Source organism: Brevibacterium sp. MGP-B1 (genome assembly GCF_057766545.1).
In genome coordinates, this window is the sequence record NZ_CM173407.1 from 171,800 (window position 1) to 196,771 (window position 24,972).

22 protein-coding genes and 1 tRNA gene are annotated in these 24,972 nt (G+C 66.4%); 18 read left to right on the forward strand and 5 right to left on the reverse strand.

Going from position 1 to position 24,972, the window contains the following annotated elements:
- The first annotated feature begins 191 nt into the window (after nt 1–191).
- The gene (locus AC3CD9_RS00730; RefSeq protein WP_488365854.1) at nt 192–1,592 is read left to right on the forward strand and encodes a PrsW family intramembrane metalloprotease; all 1,401 of its coding nucleotides are present in this window, start codon (nt 192–194) and stop codon (nt 1,590–1,592) included.
- Nucleotides 1,593–1,601: 9 nt separating this feature from the next.
- A complete protein-coding gene (locus AC3CD9_RS00735) occupies nt 1,602–2,792 on the forward strand; it encodes a MarP family serine protease (RefSeq protein WP_488365855.1) in 1,191 nt (396 codons plus the stop codon).
- A gap of 6 nt (nt 2,793–2,798) precedes the next feature.
- Here the strand turns inward: AC3CD9_RS00735 and AC3CD9_RS00740 are convergent, their stop codons facing one another.
- From AC3CD9_RS00740 to upp, 3 genes are all read right to left on the reverse strand, one after another.
- Nucleotides 2,799–3,740, reverse strand: a complete 942-nt coding sequence (locus tag AC3CD9_RS00740; RefSeq protein WP_488365856.1) for an endonuclease/exonuclease/phosphatase family protein — start codon at nt 3,738–3,740, stop codon at nt 2,799–2,801.
- A gap of 75 nt (nt 3,741–3,815) precedes the next feature.
- Nucleotides 3,816–4,634, reverse strand: a complete 819-nt coding sequence (locus AC3CD9_RS00745; protein WP_488365857.1) for a winged helix-turn-helix domain-containing protein — start codon at nt 4,632–4,634, stop codon at nt 3,816–3,818.
- A gap of 287 nt (nt 4,635–4,921) precedes the next feature.
- Nucleotides 4,922–5,560, reverse strand: a complete 639-nt coding sequence (gene upp / locus AC3CD9_RS00750) for a uracil phosphoribosyltransferase (protein ID WP_488365858.1) — start codon at nt 5,558–5,560, stop codon at nt 4,922–4,924.
- A gap of 72 nt (nt 5,561–5,632) precedes the next feature.
- Between upp and AC3CD9_RS00755 the strand changes: the two genes are divergently transcribed.
- The 13 genes from AC3CD9_RS00755 to AC3CD9_RS00815 all read left to right on the forward strand — a co-directional run bounded on the left by AC3CD9_RS00755 (nt 5,633) and on the right by AC3CD9_RS00815 (nt 21,170).
- Nucleotides 5,633–6,184: a tRNA adenosine deaminase-associated protein gene (locus AC3CD9_RS00755; protein WP_488365859.1), complete on the forward strand. Its 552-nt coding sequence runs from the start codon at nt 5,633–5,635 to the stop codon at nt 6,182–6,184.
- 32 nt (nt 6,185–6,216) lie between these two features.
- Nucleotides 6,217–6,648 carry a nucleoside deaminase gene (locus tag AC3CD9_RS00760; protein WP_488367480.1) on the forward strand — a complete coding sequence of 144 codons (432 nt, stop codon included), beginning with the start codon at nt 6,217–6,219 and terminating at the stop codon, nt 6,646–6,648.
- A gap of 63 nt (nt 6,649–6,711) precedes the next feature.
- Nucleotides 6,712–6,802, forward strand: a tRNA-Ser gene (locus AC3CD9_RS00765).
- 287 nt (nt 6,803–7,089) lie between these two features.
- Nucleotides 7,090–8,550 carry an NCS2 family permease gene (locus AC3CD9_RS00770; protein WP_264800756.1) on the forward strand — a complete coding sequence of 487 codons (1,461 nt, stop codon included), beginning with the start codon at nt 7,090–7,092 and terminating at the stop codon, nt 8,548–8,550.
- Between the two features lie 195 nt (nt 8,551–8,745).
- Nucleotides 8,746–10,203 (forward strand): xanthine dehydrogenase small subunit, encoded by a 1,458-nt coding sequence (locus tag AC3CD9_RS00775; protein WP_488365860.1) that lies wholly within the window; start codon nt 8,746–8,748, stop codon nt 10,201–10,203.
- Entirely contained in the window at nt 10,203–12,581 is a 2,379-nt protein-coding gene (gene xdhB, locus AC3CD9_RS00780; protein WP_488365861.1) for a xanthine dehydrogenase molybdopterin binding subunit, read from the forward strand. The genes AC3CD9_RS00775 and xdhB overlap by 1 nt, the downstream gene beginning before the upstream one ends.
- Nucleotides 12,578–13,363: a xanthine dehydrogenase accessory protein XdhC gene (gene xdhC / locus AC3CD9_RS00785; RefSeq protein WP_488365862.1), complete on the forward strand. Its 786-nt coding sequence runs from the start codon at nt 12,578–12,580 to the stop codon at nt 13,361–13,363. Before xdhB ends, xdhC begins: the two co-directional genes overlap by 4 nt.
- Before the next feature lie 49 nt (nt 13,364–13,412).
- Nucleotides 13,413–14,690 carry a guanine deaminase gene (gene guaD, locus AC3CD9_RS00790; RefSeq protein WP_488365863.1) on the forward strand — a complete coding sequence of 426 codons (1,278 nt, stop codon included), beginning with the start codon at nt 13,413–13,415 and terminating at the stop codon, nt 14,688–14,690.
- 175 nt (nt 14,691–14,865) lie between these two features.
- Nucleotides 14,866–15,690 (forward strand): hydroxypyruvate isomerase family protein, encoded by an 825-nt coding sequence (locus AC3CD9_RS00795; protein ID WP_488365864.1) that lies wholly within the window; start codon nt 14,866–14,868, stop codon nt 15,688–15,690.
- Between the two features lie 35 nt (nt 15,691–15,725).
- Nucleotides 15,726–16,613, forward strand: coding sequence for a 2-hydroxy-3-oxopropionate reductase (locus AC3CD9_RS00800; protein WP_488365865.1), 888 nt, complete (start codon nt 15,726–15,728; stop codon nt 16,611–16,613).
- 158 nt (nt 16,614–16,771) lie between these two features.
- On the forward strand, nt 16,772–18,565 hold the full coding sequence (gene gcl, locus AC3CD9_RS00805) for a glyoxylate carboligase (RefSeq protein WP_488365866.1): 1,794 nt from the start codon (nt 16,772–16,774) through the stop codon (nt 18,563–18,565).
- Nucleotides 18,566–18,677: 112 nt separating this feature from the next.
- Nucleotides 18,678–20,033 carry an allantoinase AllB gene (gene allB / locus AC3CD9_RS00810; RefSeq protein ID WP_488365868.1) on the forward strand — a complete coding sequence of 452 codons (1,356 nt, stop codon included), beginning with the start codon at nt 18,678–18,680 and terminating at the stop codon, nt 20,031–20,033.
- A gap of 147 nt (nt 20,034–20,180) precedes the next feature.
- On the forward strand, nt 20,181–21,170 hold the full coding sequence (locus AC3CD9_RS00815) for a DUF559 domain-containing protein (protein ID WP_488365869.1): 990 nt from the start codon (nt 20,181–20,183) through the stop codon (nt 21,168–21,170).
- A 71-nt stretch (nt 21,171–21,241) separates the two neighbouring features.
- Here the strand turns inward: AC3CD9_RS00815 and bcp are convergent, their stop codons facing one another.
- Together bcp and AC3CD9_RS00825 are read right to left on the reverse strand one after the other, a co-directional pair.
- Nucleotides 21,242–21,721: a thioredoxin-dependent thiol peroxidase gene (gene bcp / locus AC3CD9_RS00820; RefSeq protein WP_139469307.1), complete on the reverse strand. Its 480-nt coding sequence runs from the start codon at nt 21,719–21,721 to the stop codon at nt 21,242–21,244.
- On the reverse strand, nt 21,718–22,911 hold the full coding sequence (locus AC3CD9_RS00825) for a glycerate kinase (protein ID WP_488365870.1): 1,194 nt from the start codon (nt 22,909–22,911) through the stop codon (nt 21,718–21,720). Before AC3CD9_RS00825 ends, bcp begins: the two co-directional genes overlap by 4 nt.
- 199 nt (nt 22,912–23,110) lie before the next feature.
- Between AC3CD9_RS00825 and uraD the strand changes: the two genes are divergently transcribed.
- The 3 genes from uraD (at nt 23,111) to pucL (ending at nt 24,962) form a co-directional block, all read left to right on the forward strand.
- The gene (gene uraD, locus AC3CD9_RS00830; RefSeq protein WP_488365871.1) at nt 23,111–23,602 is read left to right on the forward strand and encodes a 2-oxo-4-hydroxy-4-carboxy-5-ureidoimidazoline decarboxylase; all 492 of its coding nucleotides are present in this window, start codon (nt 23,111–23,113) and stop codon (nt 23,600–23,602) included.
- Nucleotides 23,599–23,922 carry a hydroxyisourate hydrolase gene (gene uraH, locus AC3CD9_RS00835; RefSeq protein WP_488365872.1) on the forward strand — a complete coding sequence of 108 codons (324 nt, stop codon included), beginning with the start codon at nt 23,599–23,601 and terminating at the stop codon, nt 23,920–23,922. The genes uraD and uraH overlap by 4 nt, the downstream gene beginning before the upstream one ends.
- 155 nt (nt 23,923–24,077) lie before the next feature.
- A complete protein-coding gene (gene pucL, locus AC3CD9_RS00840) occupies nt 24,078–24,962 on the forward strand; it encodes a factor-independent urate hydroxylase (RefSeq protein ID WP_488365874.1) in 885 nt (294 codons plus the stop codon).
- Nucleotides 24,963–24,972 lie beyond the last annotated feature (10 nt).

Sequence of the window (24,972 nt, forward strand, 5' to 3'; positions counted from 1 at the left end):
CGCAGAATCATGATCGGTTCCGGCCGCGACCACAGGGGTCGCAGCAGCCGAACCAGGAGCAACCCGGCGGGTCGCGGCCGCAGCAGCCGCCCATGCAGGGACAGAATCGGCCCCCAGCGCCGGGTCGACCCATGCCGGCGCAGGGACCGCCGGTTATGCAGGGACAGCCGACGCCGGGTCCCGGACGACCCATGCAGCCTCAGATGCAGCCGGTTCCCGGCCAACCCATGCCCGGTCAGCCCATGCCTGGTCAGCCGGTGATGTACGCGCCCCCGCCTGCGCAGGCTCGCGTCTATGCTCAGCCGCGGTTTGCTCCGACGGTGACGCAGGAGATGCGGATCCGTGCAGGGATGCAGGCACCCCAGCAGGTCGTCACCGACACTCCCTGGACCGGCGCCGTGCGGAAAACACAACCGGATACCGAACCCGACTCGACCGGAAACATCGTCCGGCTCGTCGCCGCGATCCTCGTTCTCGTAGGGCTTGTCATCGGACTGGCATTACTTGCCCTGCTCGGCGGACTGAGCTTCGGCGTCCGCCTCTTCGGTCTCATCGGACTCGCGGCGATCCCTCTTCTCGGCATCATCGCCTATGTGCTCTGGCTCGATCGCTGGAGGCCTCAGCCGAAGCTGCTCTTGGGCATCTGCCTGCTCTGGGGTGCCGTCGCCTCGGTCATCCTCACCCTCGGCTTCTCACTCGTCGGCGAGGTCGCGCTCTATATGATCGGCATCAATGGTGTGCCCGACGTCATCGGTGCGGTGATTCAAGCTCCGATCCTCGAGGAATCGACAAAGACCGTCCTCCTCCTCGTCATCGTCCTCGCCGCCCGGCGCCACTTCGAAGGGCCCCTCGACGGGCTCGTCTACGGTTCACTCATCGGTGCGGGCTTCGCCTTCACAGAGAACATCCTCTACCTCGGCCAGTCGTGGAACGACGGCGAACTTCCGGGACTGGCAGTGACATTCGCCATGCGCTGCCTCGGATCGCCGCTGCTCCACACGGCGTTCTCAACCTGTGCCGGTGTGTCCATCGGCCTTGCCGCCCGCAAATGGCCGTGGTGGTCACTCATCCTCATGTGGCTGCCCGGACTTGCGCTCGGCATGATCCTGCACGGCTTCTGGAACGCCTCGATGACGTTCCTCGGTGTCCTCGGCCAAGCAACCCGCGACGTGATGGGCGGAATGCTCCCGCAGATCATCGGCCTCATCGTCCTCAGCGCCATCCTCTCCGCGGCCTGGGTCACTCTCGGGATCATCCTGCGCCGCAGCGAACGCATGCACACTCAGAACATGCTCGGCGACTATGCGAACTCCGGTTGGCTCACCCACGCCGAGGTTGACATGCTCGGCACCTGGAAGGGCCGGAAGAACGGACGCGACTGGGCGAAGTCGTTCCCGGGCGGCAAGGAGGAGATGAAGACCATGATCCGCACCTCCGGCAAGCTGTCGACGACGCGGATGCGCGTGCTCGCCGGAATCGGCGGAGAGCAGGAACGCAAGATTGAACGGGCCGAACTCCAGCAGTTCGCCGACGCTCGCGAACGTCTGCTCGCGGCCTCCAAACAGACCGTTCCCCAACAGTCGATGCGGTAAGTTCCAGCGGTGACGATCTTCGACATTCTCCTCATCGTCCTCGGCATCGGGGCGCTCTTCGCCGGGTTCCGCCAGGGCATCATCACCGCCCTCGGAACCGCGGCGGGCTTCATCGTCGGCTGGATCCTCGGGCGCCTGCTCTCTCCGCTCGTCGAATCGCTGAGCGCCGGCACCGATGTCATGGACAACCAAGGCGTGCTCATGCTGCTGGCCTCGATGCCGTTGGTCCTCAGCGTGCTCTTCGCCTTCGCCGGCAGCGGCATCGGGGCGTGGATCAAGAACAATATGGACTCCGATCTCGGCCAGGGCATCGACGCCGTCGGCGGCACCGTCACCGCCGGAATCGTCTATGTCCTCGTCATCTGGCTCGCCGCAGGATTCATCCGCACCACCCCGCTCGTCGAACCCAATCGCTGGGTCGCCGACTCCTCCGTCATCGCCGCGATCGACCGCACCATTCCCTACTCCTCCCAGAACGCCCTGGGCGGACTGGCGAAGGGACTGAGCGCCTCCGGGTTCCCCCAGGTGTTCTCCGGGCAGCCCGAACAGATCCGCGGAGTCGGAGAACCCGACGAAGGCATGGTCGACGTCGGACGCAGCGTCGAGGACTCGGTCGTCAAGATCACGACGACGGCCACCAGCTGCGCCACCGGTTCGGAAGGCTCCGGCTTCGTCTACGAGGACGGACTCGTCGCCACCAACGCCCACGTCGTGGCCGGATCCACGGAACTGGCCGTACAGGTCGGGGGCAAGGGCAGGCCCTACCGCGCCGAGGTGGTCGAATTCGACGCCGAAGCCGATGTGGCCGTGCTCCGGGTCCAAGGTCTCGATGCTCCCGCACTCGACTTCGGCAACGGACTCGGACCGGGAGACGACTCCGTCGTCGTCGGATTCCCCGCGAACGGTCCCTATACGATCTCACCGACCCGAGTGCGAGAGAAGATCAACGCCCGCGGACTCGACATCTACGATTCGCAGTCGGTCGTCCGCGAAGTCTATGCTCTGCGCGGAATCGTGAGGGAAGGCAATTCGGGCGGACCGCTCATCGACGCCGACGGAAACGTCGTCGGCATGGTCTTCGCCCGCTCCGCCACCGATGACGAAACCGGCTACGCCCTCACCCGAGCCGAGATCGCCGATGAACTCGAAGCCGGTGCCGCCGAGCGCACGTCGCAGCCGACAGGGCAGTGCACGAACTGACCCCGACTACTTGAGGTCGAGCCCGGCGAGGACGGCGCGGTGGTCGCTCGATCCGCGTTCGAGCACCTCGTCGGAGGTGGCGTCGAAACCGCGGTAGAGGACATGGTCGAGCCGGGTGACGGGGAACTGGGCGGGCCAGGTGAAGCCGAAGCCGCCTCGGGCCTCTTCCCGGGTATCCTGCAGCGGCGGCACCAAGGTCTCCATATTGTTGTCCGTCGTCGCCGTGTTGAAGTCGCCGGCGACGACGACATGCTCGGCACCATCGGTCTCCACCGTCGTGGCAAGGCGGCGCAGAGCGGCATTGCGCATCGATTCGTGTCCGGGGCGCACCGAAGGCATATGCACGGCATAGAAGCGGATGTCACCGTGATCGGTCGAGATCGTGGTCGCGAACGCGCGCGGCCACTGCAGACCGAGGTCGACCTCCTCGGGTTCTGACATCGGCCACTTCGACCATACGCCGATGGTGTCGACGACCTGCGAATGCTCGAACGACGAGTCGAGCTCTTTGTGGATGATCTTGCCGGACAGGGATTCGAGTTCCTGGATCGTGACGATGTCGGGATCACGGTCGACGATGTTCTGCGCGGCAGCCGTGGGCTGCGGCATCCTGGCCCCCACATTGTGGGTGGCCACCGTCAGGTCCGGATCACCGGAATCCTCATTCGGCAGCAGGGCAGGTCCGAACATCCCCGTCCACACGAGAGCGGGCACGAGGAATCCGATGGCCGAGAGCCACGAGAAGCGGATGAGGAACATGAGCAGCACGAGCGCGAGGAAGATTCCCGTCCACGGCAGCACCGATTCGAGGATGAGCGCGATGCCCATCCGCGTCGGCAGCAGATCGTGGAGAAGCAGGAATGCCGCATAGAGGATCCCGAAGATCAATGCGGTGATGCCCTTCGCGGGGCTGTGCCTTCTGCGCGGTGAGGAATATGCCTGGTTCATCGATCAACGATCTTAACCGGGAAGTCTGGCCCCACGCTGGAAGCGACTTGCGACGCGGCTCACAGCCGCACGACGTCAGCGACGCGCAGTCGCGCTCCACACCGTCACATCGGGGTGGGTGTCGTAGCGATACCCCGAACCCCTCATCGTGCGCACCACGGAGGCATATTCGCCGAGGCGGCGCCGCAGTCGGCGGATGTGGACGTCCACGGTGCGTTCGTCGGGAACCTCACCGCCGGACCACACCGCGGTGATGAGGTCCTCACGGGGCAGGGTCTCATCGGCATGGGAGACGAGGGTGGCGAGCAGGTCGAATTCCTTCGTTGTGACATCGACGAGGTCACCGTCGATGCGGACCTCGCGGCGGGGGATGTCGATGCGCAGACGTTCGCCGGTGGCCTGGGTGTAGGCGTCGCCGGTCCGTCCGCCGAAACCGCGGGGTGCGGGAGCCGCCGGAGCGGCCTCCTCGCGCAGGGCCGGCGGGTGGATGCGGTTGGGAATGCGCGAGCGCACGGGGCCGTGTGTCGCCGCCGGTGCACCGGTCGCGGCGGGGGAGCCGTTGGCCACGGCTCGCACGGCGTCGATATCGCTGCCGCGGCCCTCCGGTGCCAGGGCGATGACAGCCTGCGTCTCGGCCTGGCTGGCAAGTTCCTTGGCGTAGGCCTGCAGCTCAGCGGCGATCGCGGAGAGGTTCGTGCCGTCGGCTGCGGCCTTGGTCTCATCGAGTCCGATGTAGACGATGATTCCGCGAGCGGCCTTCGGTGAGGGGACGACTCCGGCCGGCCCGTAGGTGTGCGGTGGGTTCTGCGGGTCGACTGCGCTCAACCTGGCTCCTGCACGTCGAGTGGCCACTGCACTGCGGGGGTGGACGTAGGCGGGTTCTGGATTCGGCATAGCTGTCCTTTGCTCCGACCATGAGGTCGATATGACTGGAAGAGTCCGCTGCTTGAGTGAACTCGTTCGAGGCCGGACAGCGGGAGTACGATCACCGACCACGAACGCAGGGCATACACATATGTGCGCCCGGCATTCGCATCTGATGGATCGTCGAAGTCATGACTTCATTATTTGTCACAAAACTTCGGCCGCGCAAAGGAAAACCCGAAAATGAGACGACTGTGACGAAATATGACGTCACAGTCGCCGAGGTCGACGACCGAAATCGTCATCCGCGCGTCGTTTCAGTCGACGATTCCGTACATCCTGTCCCCGGCATCGCCGAGTCCGGGCACGATGTAGCCCTTCTCATTGAGCTTCTCATCGAGTGCCGCGGTGTACACCTTCACCTCGGCGGAATCGCTGTAGTCGCGCTCGATGCGCTGGACGCCTTCAGGGGCGGAGACGAGGCACACGGCGGTGACGTCGCGGGCTCCGCGAGCGAGCAGGAAGTCGATGGCCATGGCCAGGGTGCCGCCGGTGGCGAGCATCGGATCGACGACGAAGATCTGCCTGCCGGTGAGGTCATCGGGCAGGCGATCGGCATAGGCGCTGGGTTCGAAGGTGGTCTCGTCGCGGACCATTCCGAGGAAGCCCACCTCGGCGGTGGGGAGGATGCGCAGCATTCCGTCGAGCATGCCGAGCCCGGCGCGCAGGATCGGGACCACGACGGGGCGGGGCTCGGCGATGCGGGTGCCGACGGTCGTCGTCACCGGAGTCGAGACCTCCTTGTCTTCGACGGCCACCGAGCGGGTCGCCTCATAGGCGAGCAGCATGACGAGCTCTTCGGTGAGCTGTCGGAAACGAGCGGAATCCGTATTCACATCGCGCAGAGCGGTGAGTTTGTGGGCGATGAGCGGGTGGTCGGCTACGTGAAGATGCATACCCAAATGGTACGGGAGAACTTCGGGCTTCAGGCAGTGGTCAACGCGGGGCGAAGCGTTCACAATGGAGGCATGTCGTACTTCACTGAGATCCTGGCCGATTCCGGCGATGGCTTCCGCGCCCTCGATGTCGACGTCCGTGACGCGAACGACCTCGACGACCTCGTCGATATGATGCGTTCGGCAGCCGGCGATGACGGAGAGGCCGTGGCCGTCATCGAACACGAGGACGAATGGTTCGGGCTCGTGCGCCTGTGCCGGAATAATGAGGTCAAGGTCTTCCTCTCCGATCTCGCCGCGGTCGAGACGAGCCCGTTCGCGGAGATCTTCGCCGACTTCCTCGACTCCCGTCCCGACGCCTATGACGCCGAACCCGAAGAGGACTTCGGCGCCGAGGAGGACGAGGCCGCCGTCGACGAGGAGGACGACGAAGACGAGGTCGAAATGCTCGAGTTCGACGCCGATGCCGAATGGGGCGGAGATGCCGATATCTACTCCGACCGCGGAGTCCCCGCCGCCACCCTGATCGACCAGGTCGAAAGCTATCGATCCGACCCGGCCCGCGTCGTCGCCCATGTCGGTGAGACCGTCGGCTTCGCCGATCAGCTCGAGGCCGCACGCTGACCGCTTCGTCCGTGACCCGGCTCGATGAATGGATGGGCCATGCCCTCGCCGAGGCGGCCCTGGCGCCCGCTCATGACGACGTTCCCGTCGGGGCCGTGGTCATCGATGGCGCCGGTGAGATCATCGGGCGCGGTCACAACCGACGCGAGATCGATGCCGACCCGCTCGGCCATGCCGAACTCATGGCGATCTCAGCCGCCGCCTCGGCGAGGGGCGAATGGCGCTTGGACGGCTGCACCCTCGTCGTCACGCTGGAACCGTGCGCGATGTGCGCCGGAGCCCTCGTCGGCTCCCGCATCGACAGGGTCGCCTTCGGGGCCTACGACGACAAGGCCGGGGCGGTCGGATCGGTGTGGGACCTGCTGCGCGACCGCGCCGCACTCCACCATCCGGAGGTCACCTCGGGCATTCGTGCGGAGGAGAGTCGGGCCCTGCTGAGGGAGTTCTTCGCGGCCAAACGCTGAAGTGTCCCAGCTCACGGCGAACCGATTTGGACGCAGAAAGTCCACCGCTGTACAGTTGTCGGCGGTGGCGTGTCCGAGCGGCCGAAGGTGCAACACTCGAAATGTTGTGTAGGGCAACCCCCTACCGTGGGTTCAAATCCCACCGCCACCGCCAAGGGAAACCCCTGATCAGACGCTTCTGGTCAGGGGTTTCGTCTGTCTCGTCGAAGGATGGCATCGGCGCGGGCAGAGGTGTGATGATTGACACACCAGGGTCGAGCGGCGAGACTTGCTCGGTGAAACAGAAAGAGTTTTCCGGGATATGGAATTACTTTTCGGTATCCCGGTCCGGTATCCGGGGCTGAAGACTCGACTGTCTCATTGCGCATGTTCAAGGCGCAGGGCCGACGACGATGATGTCGCCGGCTGACCAAATCGAACAACCTGAGGTGGTCCATGAAAATGGCTGACAACGACCAAGCGGTGCAGACCGCATCTTCGAGACCGGGGCTTCTCGACAAATTCTTCGAAATCACCCATCGAGGCTCGACGATCAGACAGGAGATCCGCGGAGGCATCGTCGCCTTCGTCGCGATGGCCTATATCGTCGTCCTCAACCCGCTCATCCTCGGCGGTTCCCAGGACGTCGCCGGGGACAGCCTCGACTTCGCTCAGCTGACCGCGGTCACCGGGCTCGTCGCCGGCGTCATCACGATTCTCTTCGGCGTCGTCGCCCGACTGCCCTTCGGTCTGGCCGCAGGCCTGGGCATGAACAGCTTCCTCGCCGTCTCCGTCGTCCAGGAGGTCACCTGGGCCGATGCGATGGGACTGGTGGTCATCAACGGCGTCATCATCGTCGTCCTCGGTGCCACGGGCATCCGCACCGCGATCTTCAACGCCGTCCCACATGCGCTGAAGATCGCCATCACTGTGGGCATCGGACTCTTCATCGCCTTCATCGGCTTCGTCAACGCCGGGTTCGTCACCCGCACCCCGGCCGGTCCGCCCGTCCAGTTGGGTCAGGACGGATCGATCGGCTCCCTGCCGACGCTGGTCTTCGTCTTCGCGCTCGTCCTCATCGGCATCCTCGTGGCGCGGAGGATTCCCGGCGGCATCCTCATCGGCATCATCGTGGCCACGATCGCCGCGATCATCATCCAGGCGTTCGCGAAGCTCGGCACCGTCGGCGACCCGGTCAATCCGGACCCGCTGGGCTGGAACCTCTCAGCTCCGGAATTCCCGAAACAGGTCATCGCCCTTCCCGACTTCGGTCTCATCGGCGCCTTCGACCTCGTCGGCGGCTTCCAGCACATCGGAGTCCTCGCGGCCACGATGCTCGTGTTCACCCTCGTGTTCACGAACTTCTTCGACGCCATGGGCTCGATGACCGGTCTGGCCCGCAGCGCCGGACTGCAGACCGAGGACGGAATGTTCCCGCGCATCCGCGGAGCCTTCATCGTCGAAGGTCTCGGCGCGGTCTTCGGCGGCGGTGCCTCTGCCTCGTCGAACACGGTCTTCGTCGACTCCGCAGCCGGAATCGCCGAAGGCGCACGCACGGGTCTGGCCGCCTGCATCACCGGTGTGCTGTTCCTGCTGTCGATGTTCTTCTCACCGCTCATCGCCGTCATCCCGATGGAAGCCGGAGCCGCTGCGCTCGTCGTCGTCGGCGCCATGATGGTCACGCAGATCCGTGAGATCGACATGACCGACTTCCGCACCTCGCTGCCGGTCTTCCTCACCATGGTGACGATGCCGCTGACCTATTCGATCGCCAACGGAATCGGCGTCGGATTCATCTCCTGGGCGCTCATCCACGCCATGAGCAACCGTGCCCGCCAGGTCCACTGGCTGCTGTGGGTCGTCTCGGCCGGATTCGTCCTGTACTTCGTTCGCGGCCCGATTTCGGCTATCTTGGGGGCATGAGAACAATGGTTGGACACTCAGCTTGGGGAAAGGGTCAGATCGCCCACGGGGCTTGACCTGCGGGGACGCCGAGTCCCCTCTTCCGCGTTCTTCTGCGCTGTTCGCATGGATAACCAGAGGCTCGAAGAACGAAGCAAATTGTTCCAACCATGCACTGTGCGCCTCAGTGGAGAGGCGCGGGAGGTGTGAAGTGCGATGTCCGCAGCGACAACGGACCAGTCAACTGCCGAAGTGACAATCAACGGGACCGTTCGTGAGTTCGACGGCCCACCCCATACGAATGCGCTGGACTTCCTGCGCGGTCAGGGTCTGACCGGAGCAAAGGAAGGCTGCGCCGAAGGCGAATGCGGGGCCTGCGCGATCATGGTCGCCCGCCCCGACGAATCCGGTGGAACCCGCTGGACCTCGGTGAACTCCTGCCTGCTGCCGGCAGCAGCCCTCGACGGGGGAGAGGTCGTGACCTCCGAAGGTCTGGCCGACGGAGACACCGTCCACCCCGTCCAGGAAGAGATGGCCGTGCGCGGCGGATCCCAATGCGGATACTGCACCCCCGGCTTCATCTCCTCGATGGCCGCCGAATACTACCGGCCCGACCGCTGCGAGGACGGCTTCGACCTCCACTCCCTGTCGGGCAATCTGTGCCGCTGCACCGGCTACCGTCCCATCCGCGACGCCGCGAATGCGTTGGGAGAGCCCGCCGCCGACGATGCTCTGGCCGCCCGCCGTGACCGCCCGGCCCCGTCGGCTCGAGCCACCGATTATCAGCGCGCCGACACCGCCACGGGAAAGATCGGACGCTACCGTCGTCCCGCCACCCTCGCCGAGGCGACCTCCATCCTCAGCCGGGATCCCGAGGCCACCGTCGTGGCCGGGGCCACCGACTGGGGCGTCGAGGTCAACATCAAGGGAGCACGCGGTAAGAACATCCTCGCCGTCGACCGGCTCGAGGAGATGCGCGGAATCCGCCGGACCGAGTCGTTCGTCGAACTCGGCGCCTCCCGCACCCTGTCCGAACTCGAACGTGAGCTCGCCGGAGACATTCCGCTGCTGGGCAAGCTGTTCCCACAGTTCGCCTCCCGCCTCATCCGCAACGGGGCGACCATCGGCGGCAACCTCGGCACCGGTTCGCCCATCGGCGACACACCGCCGGCTCTGTTGGCGCTGGAGGCCGAGCTCGTGCTCACCTCGGTGCGCGGATCCCGAACCGTGGCGCTGGCCGACTACTTCACCGGATACCGGCAGACGGTGCGGGAGTCCGATGAACTCATCACCGCCATCCGCATCCCGCTGCCGCTGTCCCCGCTGACGTCGTTCCAGAAGATCGCCAAGCGCCGCTTCGACGACATCTCCTCGGTGGCGATCGGCTACGCCGTCGACATCCAGGACGGATTGATCGCCAAGGCTCGGATCGGCCTCGGCGGAGTCGCCGCCACCCCGCTGCGCGCCACCGCCACCGAAGCCCTCCTCGAAGGCCGGCCATGGACATTGGAGACCGTTCATGCGGCGGCCGAGACCCTCGCCGCCGAAGGCACCCCGATGGACGACCACCGCGCGAGTGCGAAATACCGGACCGCGATGCTGCGGTCCTCCCTCGAACGCTTCTACGCCGAGCAGCTCGGCCACCCGGCCGTGACCAGCAAGGAGGTCCAGTGATGAGCCAGCTCTCCCAGCGCCCCGCCGACCCGGTCGTCGGCGAACGCCACCACCACGAAAGCGCCTTCGGTCACGTCACCGGAACCGCGCTCTACACCGATGACCTCGTCGGACGTCTCACCGGGGTCCTCCACGCCTTCCCCGTGCAGTCGACGACCGCGCACGGCCGCCTCGGCGCCATCGATATCGAACCCGCCTATGCGGTGCCCGGAGTCGTCAAGGTCATCACCGCCGCCGATATCCCCGGCGTCAACGATCAGGGCGTCAAACACGATGAGCCGATGCTGCCGGTCGACGAGATCATGTTCTTCGGCCAGCCCCTGGCCTGGGTGCTCGCCGAGGATCTCGAAGCCGCGAAGGAAGGCGCGACCGCCGTCATCGCCGAGGTCGAGGAGCTGCCGTCACTGGTGACCGTGCGGGATGCGATCGCCGCCGACAGCTACCACGGAAAGCCCCTGTCGATCGACAAGGGCGAGGTCGACTCCGCGTTCGCCGATGCCGCTCATGTCTTCGAAGGCGAATTCGAGTTCGCCGGCCAGGAGCACTTCTACCTCGAGACTCAGGCGTGCCTGGCACACGTGGACGAGAACGAACAGGTCTTCATCCAGTCCTCGACCCAGCATCCCACCGAGACACAGGACATCGTCTCCCACGTCCTCGGGGTTCCCGCCCACGAAGTGACCGTGCAGTGCCTGCGCATGGGCGGCGGCTTCGGCGGCAAGGAGATGCAGCCCCACGGCTACGCGGCCCTGGCCGCGCTCGGTGCGAAGCTCACGGGCAGGCCGGTGCGGCTGCGTCTCGACCGCACCCGCGATATCACCATGACCGGCAAACGGCACGGCTTCCACTCGTCCTGGAAGATCGGATTCACCGAGGAGGGGAAGATCCTCGCCCTCGATGCGACGCTGACCGCGGACGGCGGGTGGAGCCTCGACCTCTCCGAACCGGTGCTCACCCGCGCCATGTGCCATATCGACAACGCCTACTGGGTGCCCAACATCCGGGTCACCGGCCGCATCGCCAGATGCAACAAGACCTCGCAGACGGCGTTCCGCGGATTCGGTGGCCCACAGGGCATGCTCGTGATGGAAGACATCATCGGCCGTGTCGCCCCGCAGCTGGGGCTCAGCGCCCGCGAGCTGCGCCGCCGGAACTTCTACGCGCAAGGTCAGGACACTCCCTACTATCAGCCGGTGCGTCATCCCGAGCGGATCGGGGCGTGCTGGGACCAGCTCATCTCCCAATCCGATCTGGAAGCCCGCGAGTCTGAGATCGAGGTGTTCAACTCGGGCAGCGAGCACATCAAACGCGGTCTGGCAATCACTCCGGTGAAGTTCGGGATCTCGTTCAATCTCACCGCCTTCAACCAGGGCGGGGCGCTCGTGCTCGTGTACAAGGACGGATCCGTCCTCGTCACCCACGGCGGCACCGAAATGGGGCAGGGGCTGCATCAGAAGATGCTGCAGGTCGCGGCCACCACCCTCGGTGTGCCACTGTCGACGGTGCGTCTGGCGCCGACGCGCACGGACAAGGTGCCCAACACCTCGGCGACGGCGGCGAGCTCCGGATCCGACCTCAACGGCGGAGCGGTGAAGAACGCCTGCGACCAGATCCTCGATCGGCTGCGGCAGGTGGCCGCGGGCATCCTCGGGGCACCCGCCCATGAGGTGGAGATCTCGCGGGGAATCGTCTCCGCACTGTCCTCGACGAAGACGGTGACCTGGGAAGAGCTCATCAACACCGCGTACTTCCAGCGCATCCAGCTCTCGGCCTCCGGGTTCTACCGCACCGAGGGACTGCACTGGAACCTCTCGCAGATGCGCGGCGAACCGTTCAAGTACTTCGCCTACGGGGCCGCGGTGTCCGAAGTCGAAGTCAACCGCTTCGACGGCTCCTACACCCTGCGCCGCGTCGACATCGTCCACGACGTGGGTGACTCCCTGTCACCGCTGCTCGACCTCGGACAGATCGAGGGCGGCTTCATCCAGGGCGCCGGCTGGCTGACGCTCGAGGACCTGCGCTGGGACGAATCGGACAAGCCGAGCCGCGGCCGTCTGGCCACTCAGGCAGCGAGCACATACAAGATTCCGAGCTTCTCCGAAGTCCCCGAGGTCTTCAACGTCGCCTTCCTCGACAAAGCGCACGAAGAGGGCGCCGTGTACGGGTCCAAGGCCGTGGGCGAACCCCCGCTCATGCTCGCATTCTCGGTCCGCGAAGCCCTGCGCGAGGCCGTCGGCGCCTTCGCACGACCCGGCCACAGCGTCGACCTCGCCTCTCCGGCCACACCGGAAGCAGTGTTCTGGGCGATCGAGGATGCCCGCGGGCAGGGCTCGGGGGCGGCCGCCTCGGCGAGGGAAGGACAACGAGTTCCGTCATGACCTGGATGGACACCGCGGCCGAGCTTCGCGCAGCTCGGGTGCCGGCTGTCCTCGTCACTCTCGCCGCGGTGCGCGGGCATGCCCCGCGCGAGGCGGGAGCGAAGATGATCGCCACCGCCGATGATCTGTTCGGGACCATCGGCGGAGGCAATCTCGAGATGACGGCCCTCACCCGTGCCCGGGAACTGCTCTCCGAGGGGCAGACGGCTCCGGAGATGCTCACCCTGCGGCTCAACGACAAGGCTCCGGCCAAATACGGTCGCCAATGCTGCGGCGGAGAGGTCACCATGCTCTTCGAACCCCTGCCCGTGCCCGCCTCGGTGGCGATCTTCGGCATCGGCAACATCGGACTCGAGCTCACCCGGATCCTCGCCCGCCACGATCTCGACCTCACCGTGTCCGATTCACGGCCGGAACAGCTCGACGCGCTCGATGAGTTGGAGGAGCCGGTGGCGCGGATCCGTCGCGAATTCGCTGTCGTCGGGGAAGAGGTGATCACGGAGCTGCCGGCCGGTGCGCACGTGGTCATCATGACCCATGACCATGCCGAGGACCTGCACCTGTGCTCCGCGGCGCTGACCCGTGGCGACCTCGGATCGGTCGGGCTCATCGGCTCGAACGCGAAATGGCAGCGCTTCCGCAAGAACCTCGCCTCCGAAGGCTTCGCGCCCGAGGCCATCGACACCATCCGGTGCCCCATCGGACTGCCCGACCTGCCCGGCAAAGCGCCCGCGACGATCGCCGTGAGCGTCGCGGCGGACCTGCTCGGACGCATAGCCTGACGCTTCACCACCACTGACTTTCACCACCACTGACTCAAGGAGAACCACTGTGGTCATCTACCGTGCCCGCGTCTTCGATACGCCGGACAACCCATTCACCGGCGGCCGGCTGCGTTCGGCGGCCGATGTCGCCCTCGTCGTCGACGACGGGCTCATCACCTCCCGCACCGATTTCGACTCCGCCCGGGCAGCCCACCCCGACGCCGAGGTCGTCGATCTCCGCGACGGTGTGCTCATCCCCGGACTCATCGACACGCACGTCCATCTGCCGCAGGTCAGGGCCATCGGCCATCTCGGGCGGCCGCTGCTCGACTGGCTCGATCAGTGCGCCCTGCCCGAGGAGGCGAAGCTCGGCGAGCCCGCCTACGCGAAGGCGGTGGCCGGCGAATTCCTCACGGGACTGATCTCGGCGGGGACCACCTCGGCGATGGTCTTCGGTTCGCACTTCGCGGGTGCCATGGACACCTTCTTCGCCGCAGCTTCAGCGTCGGGGCTGCGGATCACCTCCGGGCTGGTGACGAGCGATCGGAATCTGCCCGATGCACTGCTCACCGACGTGGAGCGCTCGACCGAGGAGAGCCAGGCGCTCATCGACCGGTGGCACGGGAAGGGACGGCTGCGGTACGCGGTGACTCCGCGGTTCTCGTTCTCCGCGGGACCGGAGCTGCTGGCTGCTGGCGGCCGCCTCGTGGAGGAGAACCCGGGCATCTGGGTGACCTCCCACCTGAACGAGAACGTCGATGAGATCTCCGGGGTCGCGCAGATCCACCCGGATGCCCGTGATTATCTCGATACGTACGACCGGGCGGGACTCGTCGGTCGGCGCACAGTGCTCGCGCACAACGTCCACCCGCAGGACCGGGAACTGGCACGGATGGCCGAGGCCGGGTCCGTGGCCGCGCACTGCCCGACCTCGAACTCGGCTCTGGCCAGCGGCTTCTTCCCGCTGCGTCGGCATTTCGAGGCCGGCGTCCGGGTGGCACTGGGTTCGGACGTCGGAGCGGGCACCGGGTTCAACCTGCTCAAGGAGGGCGTGCAGTCGTACTTCATGCAGCAGCTCGACCCGGCCGGGGGAGTGGCGTTGACCTCCGCGCATCTGCTGCACCTGGCGACCTCTGCCGGCGCCGAGGCGCTCGAGCTTGATGAGGTCGGGGTGCTCGGCGAGGGCAAGCGCTTCGACGCCGTGCTCATCCGCCCGGCCGAGGGCCAGCCCTTGGACGTCGGCATCCGCCACGCCGCCGACGACGGCGACGCCTTGGCGAAGATCTTCGCCATGGGCACCCCGGGCGACATCGCGGACATCTGGGTCGACGGCACCCCTCTCTGACCCCAATTACTACCTGACGGCGGCCCAGCAACCTCGCGCGAGGTTGCTGGGCCGCCGTCAGGTAGTTCTGGGGAAATGTCTTGACGGGAACTCCACGGGCGACTTATGCTGATTTCACGGAATGGAAACACACTTCCACAATACGGAAAAAAGCGGCAACTCAAAGGAGAGCTCCATGTCCCAGAACTTCACCTCACCTGGCAGCTACGTCCTCAACTGCTCGACCCTGCTCGCCGAACTGCCCGTTCTCGAGCGCGCCCAGGCCGCGAAGGACGCCGGTTTCGACGACGTCGAATTCTGGTGGCCCTTCGACGGGAACCCGAGTCCCACCTCGGCGGAGGTCGATGAGTTCATCGCCTCCCTCGAATCCGCAGGCGTCGCCCTCAAAGGCCTGAACTTCTGGGCCGGAAACATGGCAGCAGGCGATCGCGGAATGGTCTCGATCATCGGCGCCGAAGAGGACTTCGCGAAGAACGTCGACATCGTCGTCGACATCGGCCGCCGCACCGGCTGCCGCGCCTTCAACGCGCTCTACGGTCTGCGCACCGACGGACAGGACCCGGCCGCTCAGGACGCCACCGCCGCCGCCAACCTGGCGCTGGCCGCCGGCAAGGTCGCCGAAATCGGCGGATCCGTCCTCGTCGAACCCGTCTCCGGAGCCGAGGCCTACCCGCTCAAGCGCTACGCCGACGCCGCCGAGGTGGTCGCCCAGGTCCGCGCCGACGGACCCGAGAACATCGCCGTGCTCGCCGACTTCTACCACATGCACGTCAACGGCGACGACGTCGCGGCCGTCATCGAAACCGAAGCCGCGAACTTCGGCCACATCCAGATCGCCGACGCCGACGGCCGCGGGGCACCGGGAACCGGGTCGCTGCCGCTGCGCCAGTGGATCGACCGCGCCTACGAGCTCGGCTACACCGGAGCCGTGGCGCTCGAATACAAACAGGACCGCGCGACCGCCTTCGACTGGCTCGACCGCGCCGCCCAGACCGCCTGAACATCACCACCGACGATTCGAAGGAAACCCCCACCATGTCCAAGACCATCGCTTTCATCGGACTCGGCATCATGGGCCTGCCCATGGCCAAGAACCTCGTCAACGCCGGATTCGACGTCCGCGGCTTCAACCGCACCCCGGCCAAGGCCGACGCCCTCGCCGAGGCGGGAGGCAGTGCCGCCACCACCATCGCCGAGGCGGTGGACGGGGCCGACGTCATCATCACCATGGTTCCCGACTCACCCGACGTCGAAGCCGTGCTCACCGGCGACGACGGAATCCTCGCCCACGCGTCCGCCGGGGCCACCTGGATCGACTTCTCCACCATCCGCCCCGATGTCGCGAAGGACCTGGCCGAACAGGCCAAGGCCGCCGGCCTCAAACCGCTCGATGCCCCCGTCTCCGGAGGGGAGCCCGGAGCCATCGACGGTGTCCTCTCCGTCATGATCGGCGGCGACCAGGCCGACTTCGACGCCGTATCTGATGTCTTCGACGCCGTCGGGAAGACCATCGTCCTCGTCGGCCCCTCGGGAGCTGGCCAGACCGTCAAGGCCGCGAACCAGCTCATGGTCGCCGGCAATATCGGACTCCTCGCCGAAGCCGTCGTCTTCCTCGAAGCCTATGGAGTCGAAACGGGTGCGGCCCTGCAGGTCCTCGGCGGCGGGCTGGCCGGATCCAAGGTGCTCGATCAGAAGGGGCAGAAGATGCTCGACCGCTCCTTCGACCCCGGATTCCGGCTCGAACTCCACCACAAGGACATGGGCATCGTCACCGCCGCCGCCCGCGAGGCGGGAGTGGCGATCCCGCTCGGCGCCACGGTCGCCCAGCTCGTCGCCGCAACCGTGCAGCAGGGCAACGGAGGACTCGATCACTCGGGCCTCTTCACTGTCATCGAAGCCCTCTCCGGCAAGAACGAGAACTGAACGACCGCATCGGCGCCGGTGATCGATCCGTCGATCATCCCCGACCGAGGCCACACCAGCCGGGCGGGGTCGTCGGCCCAACGACACCGACGGTCCCGCCCAACCATGAACCGAGCCGGCGACAGCGTCGTCGCCGGCTCACGAACAAAGGACGAACAATGACACGCATGCGCGCAGTCGACGCCGTTGTGCTCATCCTCGAGAAGGAAGGCGCCACCGAGACCTTCGGGCTGCCGGGGGCGGCGATCAACCCGCTCTACTCGGCGATGAAGGCCCACGGCGGAATCCGCCATACCTTGGCCCGGCACGTCGAGGGAGCCTCCCACATGGCCGACGGATACACCCGTTCGGCACCGGGCAACATCGGAGTCTGCCTGGGCACCTCGGGCCCGGCAGGCACGGACATGATCACCGGCCTCTACGCCGCGGCCGCAGACTCCCAGCCGATCCTGTGCGTCACCGGCCAGGCACCCGTCGCCGTGCTCGACAAGGAGGACTTCCAGGCCGTCGACATCGCCTCGATCGCGAAGCCCGTGACGAAGATGGCCAAGACGGTGCTCGAAGCCGGACAGGTGCCCGGCGTCTTCCAGACCGCGTTCCAGATCATGCGCTCGGCGCGGCCCGGACCCGTGCTCATCGACCTGCCCATCGACGTGCAGCAGACCGAGATCGACTTCGACATCGACACCTACGAACCGCTGACCCCGGCCAAGCCCGCGGCCACCGCGGCGCAGGCGGAGAAGATCCTCGACCTCATCGCCGAGGCGGAGCACCCGATCATCATCGCCGGCGGAGGAATCATCAACGCCGACGCCGCCGCCAGGCTCGTCGAATTCGCCGAACTCACCTCCATCCCGGTCTCGCCGACCCTCATGGGGTGGGGTGCGATCCCCGATGACCACCCGTTGGCCGCGGGCATGGTCGGAATCCAGACGCACGTGCGCTACGGCAACGCGTCCTTCCTCGAATCCGATCTCGTCATCGGCATCGGCAACCGCTGGGCCAATCGCCACACCGGGAACCTCGAGGTGTATCGCAAGGGCCGGAAGTTCGTCCACATCGACATCGAACCCACCCAGATCGGACGCGTCTTCGCCCCCGACTACGGGGTCGCCTCCGACGCCGGAGCCGCCCTCGACGCACTGCTGGCTGCCGCACGCGCTCGGTCGGGCGGGCTGCCGGACTTCACCGGCTGGGCCGGCGAATGCACGGCACGGAAGTCGACCGAGCACCGGAAGACGAACTTCACCGAGGTGCCGATCAAACCCCAGCGCGTCTACCAGGAGATGAACCAGGCCTTCGGCCGCGACGTCACCTACGTCTCGACGATCGGGCTCAGCCAGATCGCCGGCGCCCAGATGCTGCACGTCTACCGACCTCGGCACTGGATCAACGCGGGACAGGCCGGACCGTTGGGCTGGACCGGACCGGCCGCGCTCGGTGTGGCCAAGGGCAAGCCCGGCGAGACCGTCGTTGCTCTGTCCGGCGATTACGACTTCCAGTTCATGATCGAGGAGCTCGCCGTCGGTGCGCAGCACCAGATCCCCTATGTCCACGTCGTCGTCAACAACTCCTACCTCGGTCTCATCCGCCAGTCCCAGCGGGGATTCGAGATGGACTACGAGGTGTCGCTGGCCTTCGAGAACATCAACACCGCCGGTTCCGCATCGTCCGGTTACGGCGTCGACCATGTGGCCGTCGCCCAGGGGCTCGGGTGCAAGGCGCTGCGGGTCGAGGACCCCGAACTCATCGGCGAAGGCCTGCGCGTGGCCAAGGAACTCATGGACGAACACCAGGTGCCCGTGGTCGTCGAGGTCATCCTCGAACGTGTCACGAACATCTCGATGGGAACCGCCCTCGATCAGATCAACGAGTTCGAGACGCTCGCCCAGACTGCGGCCGACGCTCCGACGGCGCTGAGCCCGATGGGCGAACTGGCCGCAGCGAAATAGGCAGGGTTCAACCCGCCGGAGGGCTGGGCCGAACCGGCCGAGCCGAGTAGGCTAGAACGGTATACCGAAACTGCATTCACCGGCCCTCAAGGGCGGGCGACCGAGGAGGAACATGAGCAACGACGCCGACTTCGACCTGATCATCCATGCCGAGAAGGCTCTGCTGCCCGAGGGCATCGAACCGGTGACGGTCGGGGTCAGGGACGGGAAGATCGCCGAGATCGCCCGCGGTGGACAGGATCTGGCCGCGGCCGCCTCGGCGGAGGTGAAAGTCATCGAAATCGGGAATGATCAGGTGCTGCTGCCCGGTCTCGTCGACTCCCACGTCCACGTCAACGACCCCGGTCGCGCCGAGTGGGAGGGCTTCGCCAGCGCCACCCGCGCGGCCGCGGCCGGGGGAGTGACGACGATCGTCGACATGCCGCTGAACTCGCTGCCACCGACGGTCGACGTCGCAGCCCTGGAGACGAAGCGCGAGGTCGCCGAGCCCAAGGCCTTCGTCGACGTCGGGTTCTGGGGCGGGGCGATCCCCGGCAACACCGCGGATCTGCGGCCCCTGCACGAGGCAGGTGTCTACGGGTTCAAATGCTTCCTCGAGGACTCCGGCGTCGAGGAATTCCCGCCGCTGGAACCGGCGGAGATGACGGCGGATATGGCCGAGATCGCCTCCTTCGACGGAATGCTCATCGTCCACGCCGAGGATCACGAGGTCATGACCTCGGCGCCGAAGAACTCGGGGCCGAAGTTCGCCGACTTCCTCGCCACGCGCCCCCGCGAGGCCGAGAACGTCGCGATCGCCCGCGTCATCGACGCAGCCCGGGAGACCGGGGCAAGGGCGCATATCCTCCACCTGTCCTCGGCGGATGCGCTCGACCAGATCGCCGCGGCCAGGGCCGAGGGCATCAAGCTCACCGTCGAGACCTGCCCGCACTACCTTGTCTTCACTGCCGAGGAGATCCCGGACGGGGCGACGACGCACAAGTGCTGCCCGCCGATCCGCGAGGAATCGAACCGGGAGGCGCTGTGGCAGGGCCTTATCGACGGCACGATCGACTGCATCGTCTCCGACCACTCGCCCTCGACGGCCGAGCTCAAGCTGCTCGACACGGGCGACTTCGGTGCGGCGTGGGGTGGGATCTCGTCGCTGCAGCTGGGACTCTCGCTCGTGTGGACCGAAGCCGCGAAGCGCGGAATCGAGCTCGCCGAGGTGGTCCGCTGGATGTCCGCGGCACCTGCGGCCGTGGCGCGGGTCGAAGGCAAGGGAACGATCGCCGAGGGCAATGACGCGGACTTCGCCGTCTTCGCCCCCGACGACGAGTGGACCGTGCGGGCGACGGAGCTCTGGCATCGCAACCAGATCAGCGCGTACGACACCCGCACCGTCCGCGGTCGGGTCACGCAGACGATTTTGCGCGGGGCCCCGGTCGACTTCGAGACCCCGGGAGGCCGCCTCCTCAAAGCCCGCTGACCAATTACTACCTGACGGCGGCCCAGCAACCTCGCGCGAGGTTGCTGGGCCGCCGTCAGGTAGTTCTGGGGAGAAGTTATCCACAGATTGCGTTCGTCTATTGTCTTTTAATGCTTGACGATGCAATTTGGTGTCATGTATCTGTGTATGACGACTGAGAAGCTCTACCGGTTGGGGTTCACCAAGGATGAAGTCAGGCGCGGAGAGCGATGCTGCCTCACCCGCATCGCCCGCGGACGCTATGTGGCGACCGGATCGTGCGACGACGCACGACACGAAACCATCTGGGCGGCCCTGAGCGAAGCGGACTACGAAGAGTTCGGCCACCAAGGAGATATGCGCGACGAGATCGAACCCTTAAGGGTCCTCATCCGCACGCGCGCGGAGAAGATCCACACCGCATCCGGCAGGTGGCGAGTGACGAAGGGGCGTGAAGTCTTCTCCCACTTGTCGGCCGCGCTCGTCCACGGGCTCCCGATCGCCTATCCGGCCGGGACCAGGGTCGAGGTGTTCCGGCCGAACGTCAGTCGCAAGTATCGGCACCTCTATGTGCGCAATCGCGAGGTGCCGTCGGCGCACCGGAAGATGGTCGGCATCTATGCGGTGACGACGATGGAGCGCACGCTCATCGACATCGCCCGTGACTACCCACCGGACGTGTCTGTGCCGATGTTCGACGAAGTGATCCGTCGGGGCCGCACCACGCGTTTCCGAATCGAAGCGGTGCTGGCCGAATGCCCCGAATCCCGCGGGGACGCGGCGGTGCTGCGTGCCCTCGACCTCACCGACGGCCGGCGCGAGGCCCCTTCGGAGTCGATCGCGGCGGTGCGCTTCTTCGAACACGGGATCACCGGCTTCGAACCGCAGGTGGAGTTCTTCGGCCACCTCGGCGAGGCCATCGCCCGTGTCGACTTCTGCAATCACGATGCTCGACTCATCGTAGAGATCGACGGTCTGGAGAAATACACGATGGAGGGGCGTTCGACTCGGGAGAGCCTCGCTGCAGAGAAAGCTCGCGAAGCCGCACTCGAAGCCAGGGGGTACAAGATCATCCGTCTGACCTTCGGCGATCTGTTCCGCACCGCGCCGTTCGAACGGATCCTCGGCATCCTCGCCGCCCGTCTGCGCACCGGATGATCCCGCCCCGAACTACCCGACGGCGGCCCTGCAACCTCGCGCGAGGTTGCTGGGCCGCCGTCAGGTAGCAATTAGGGGAGGAGCTGGGTGCGGAGACGGGCTACGTGGCCGCGGGCGTCGACGTTGTACTCGGCGTGGGTGAGCGTGCCGTCGGCGCCGATGACGAAGGTCGAGCGCTGAGTGCCCTGGAAAGTGTGCTCGCCGACCGTCTTCTGCCCATAGCTGCCGTAGGCCTTCGCCACTGCAGCGCCCGGGTCGGAGAGCAGAGAGAAGGTCAGTCCCTCCTCGGCGGCGAATTCCTTGAGCGATTCGGTGTCATCGGGGGAGACCCCGAGGACCTCGAAGCCGGCGGCCGCCAGCGCCGAGAGATTGTCCCGGAAGTCGCAGGCCTCCGTCGTGCAGCCCGGAGATGCGGCCTTCGGGTAGAAGTAGAGGATGACGCTGCGGCCGGCATAGTCGGCCTTCGACACCGTCCGCCCCTCGGCGTCGGTGAGCGTGAAGTCGGGAGCGATATCTCCGACGGTGAGCTGAGTCTGAGTGGTCGTGGTCATGGTGCGTCCTTTCGTCGTTGAAACGGTGTGTCCGGCGGTGCGCTGAGTGCGCACGCCTGTGCGGCCGTGTCCTCGATGAGCGCTTCGGCGCGCTCGGACAGGGTGGTGAGGTCCGCAGGCCCCGGTGCGATCGACAGCGCCGCCGTGATCCCGGCTTCCCAGCATTCCGCGGCGGTCAGACCGACCCGACCGGCGATGACGACCACCCTCGCCGAGGCGGGGGCATGGTCCCGCACGGCCGCGACGACCTTCCCGCCCAAGGATTGGGAATCGAAGGATCCCTCTCCCGTGAGTACGAGATCGGCGTCGGCCAGGGCCTCGGACAGTCCCACGGCCTCGGCGACCATCGTCGATCCGGGAACCACCTCGGCGCCGAGCATCGTCGTCAGCGCCAACGGAATCCCGCCGGCAGCCCCGAATCCCGGAGTCGCCGCCAGGTCTTTCGCCTCGGCAGAGGTGCCGGTGAGCACCTCGGCCAAGTGGCCGAGCGCGGAATCGAGCACGGCCACCGAGTCCGCGTCCGCCCCTTTCTGCGGACCGAAGACCGCAGCGGCCCCGCGAGGCCCGGTGAGGGGATTGTCGACGTCGACGGCGATGCGCCACCGCACGGCCGTCGCCCGACGGTCCAGCCCCGAGGTGTCGACCGCAGCGATCGCGGCCAGGCCGCCTCCGCCCGGCGCGACCGGCTGACCTGCGGCATCGGTGAAACGGGCGCCGAGGGCGGCCAGTATTCCGGTCCCGCCGTCCGTGCTCGCCGAGCCGCCGATGCACAGCAGGATCTCCTCGACGCCGAGGTCGAGTGCCGCGGCCGCGATGAGCCCGACGCCGAAGGTATCGGCGCGTTCGGGCTGCAGCTCCACGTCCGAGACCTGCGGCAGGCCATTGGCTTGGGCCGCCTCGATGACCGCGGTCTTTCCGTCGGGGGAGAGGCCGAAGCCCGCCGAGGTGGTCCTGCCCAGGGCATCGACCGTGTCGACGGTGCGCGGCCGGGTTCCCCAGACGGCGAGCAGGGCGTCGAGCGTGCCCTCCCCGCCGTCGGCGAAGGGCAGTTCGGTGACTCGTGCGCTGGGGAAGACTGCCCGAGCTCCGCGGGCCATGGCGGCCGCGGCGGCCGGAGCGGAGGCCGAACCCTTGAATGAGTCAGGGGCGCAGACGATTGACGGGGTCTGATCTGTCGTTGTCAGGCTCATGCACTCATTCAACCTCATCGTCGATGGCCGGGTGTGCGGCGGTTGCCACACGAACAGTATCCACCATGCGGAAGAAAGTTTCCACACAAATGTGTGAGCAATTTGACATTGCCGATGACGCCCAGCAGACTCGGAGCAGTTGTTCGGAAATGGTATTCCGAACGGTGAAAGTCATTCAGCGCCTGCCAAGGAGGTCACCGTGGACCTGGCCGAGTTCAACCGACTCCCAGCCGATGATGCCCGCGGAATTCTGCGTCCCTGCCTCGACGTCGACCGGTGGATCGACGCGATCGTCGACGCCCGCCCCCTGGCCGACCTCGACTCCGCCGAGGCGGCGTCCCGCGCCGCCGCACCGCTGACCACCGCGGAGATCGACGCGGCGATGTCCCATCATCCGCGCATCGGTGAGAAGGCGAAGGGTGACAGCGCCGAGGCGGCCCATTCGAGCCGTGAACAGGCCGGACTCGGCACACTGGAAGCAGATGTGCAGACCCGGCTGGCCGCGGGCAACGCCGCCTACGAAGACCGCTTCGACCGCGTCTTCCTCATCCGCGCCGCCGGTCGCACCCCTGAGGAGATCCTCTCCGAACTGCAGCGCCGCATGGACAACACCGACGAGGATGAGACCGCCGAGGTCGGACAGCAGCTCATCCAGATCGCCGAACTGAGACTCGAAGGGATCCTCTCATGAGCTTCATCACCGCCCACGCGCTCGACTCCATGGTCGGCACCCCCGCCGCCGACCTCGAGGTCACTCTCTACTCCGGGGCCGAGACCATCGTCTCGGCCCGCACCGACGGCAACGGGCGAGTCTCCGACTTCGGCCCCGACTACCTCGAGCCGGGGGACTACCGGATCGTCTTCGGCACCGGCGACTACTTCGCGGCCCGCGAGATCGATCACTTCCACCCCGTGGTCACCATCGACTTCACCGTCCAGGCCGGGCAGGAGCACTATCACATTCCCCTGCTGCTCAGCCCCTTCGCCTACAGCACCTACCGCGGCAGCTGAGCCGCGCCCGCAATCGCTCACAGGGGAAGCAGGCCCCCTGCAGGATCGTCATCCTCAACAAACCGCCGAAGCCGACCGGGAACTGCCGGCAGGCCTCGCCAATCGAATGGTCACGGCGTGTGCAGGTGCGCACGCCGACGAACTGGAGGAAGAAAATGAGCAAGGTCCGACTGACATCGAACCAGTACGGCAAGGCGGAGAACCGACTCATGCGGGTCTACCGCGACACCGACCGCCACGAGATCCGCGATCTCAATGTCACCTCACAGCTGTGGGGCGACTTCGAGACCGCTCACACCGAGGGCGACAACGAGCACGTCGTCGCCACCGACACCCAGAAGAACACGGTCTTCGCGAAGGCCAAGGAGCTGGGCGTGACCTCGCCCGAACAGTTCCTCATGGGCCTGGCCGACCATTTCACCTCGAGTTTCGACTGGGTCACCGGCGGACGCTGGGAAGCCGAAGAATACGGCTGGGACCGGATCAACGACCACAAACACTCGTTCTACAAGTCCGCACCCGAGGTCCGCACTGTCGTCTTCACCCGTGACGGCGACAAGGACACGCTGATCTCCGGCTTCAACGGACTCACCGTGCTCAAGACCACGGAGTCGGGCTTCGTCGGCTACCCGAAGGACAAGTACACGACCCTGCCGGAGACCCAGGACCGGATCCTCGCGACCGATATCGCCACCCGGTGGATCTACAACACCACCGACCTCGACTTCGAAGCCGTGTACACCAAGGTCAAGGAGATCATCCTCGACTCCTTCACCGATCACTTCTCCCACGCCCTGCAGCACACGCTGTACCAGATGGGCGAGAAGGTCATCGAGGCCGTGCCGGAGATCGACGAGATCCGCTTCTCCTGCCCGAACAAGCACCACTTCCTCTATGACATCGAACGTTTCGGGCTCGAGAACCCGAACGAGGTCTTCATCGTCGCCGACCGCCCCTACGGACTCATCGAAGCCACCTTCACCCGTGAAGGCGTCGACGAGAACAAGGACGCATGGGCACAGGTCGCCGGCTTCTGCTGAGATCTGAACA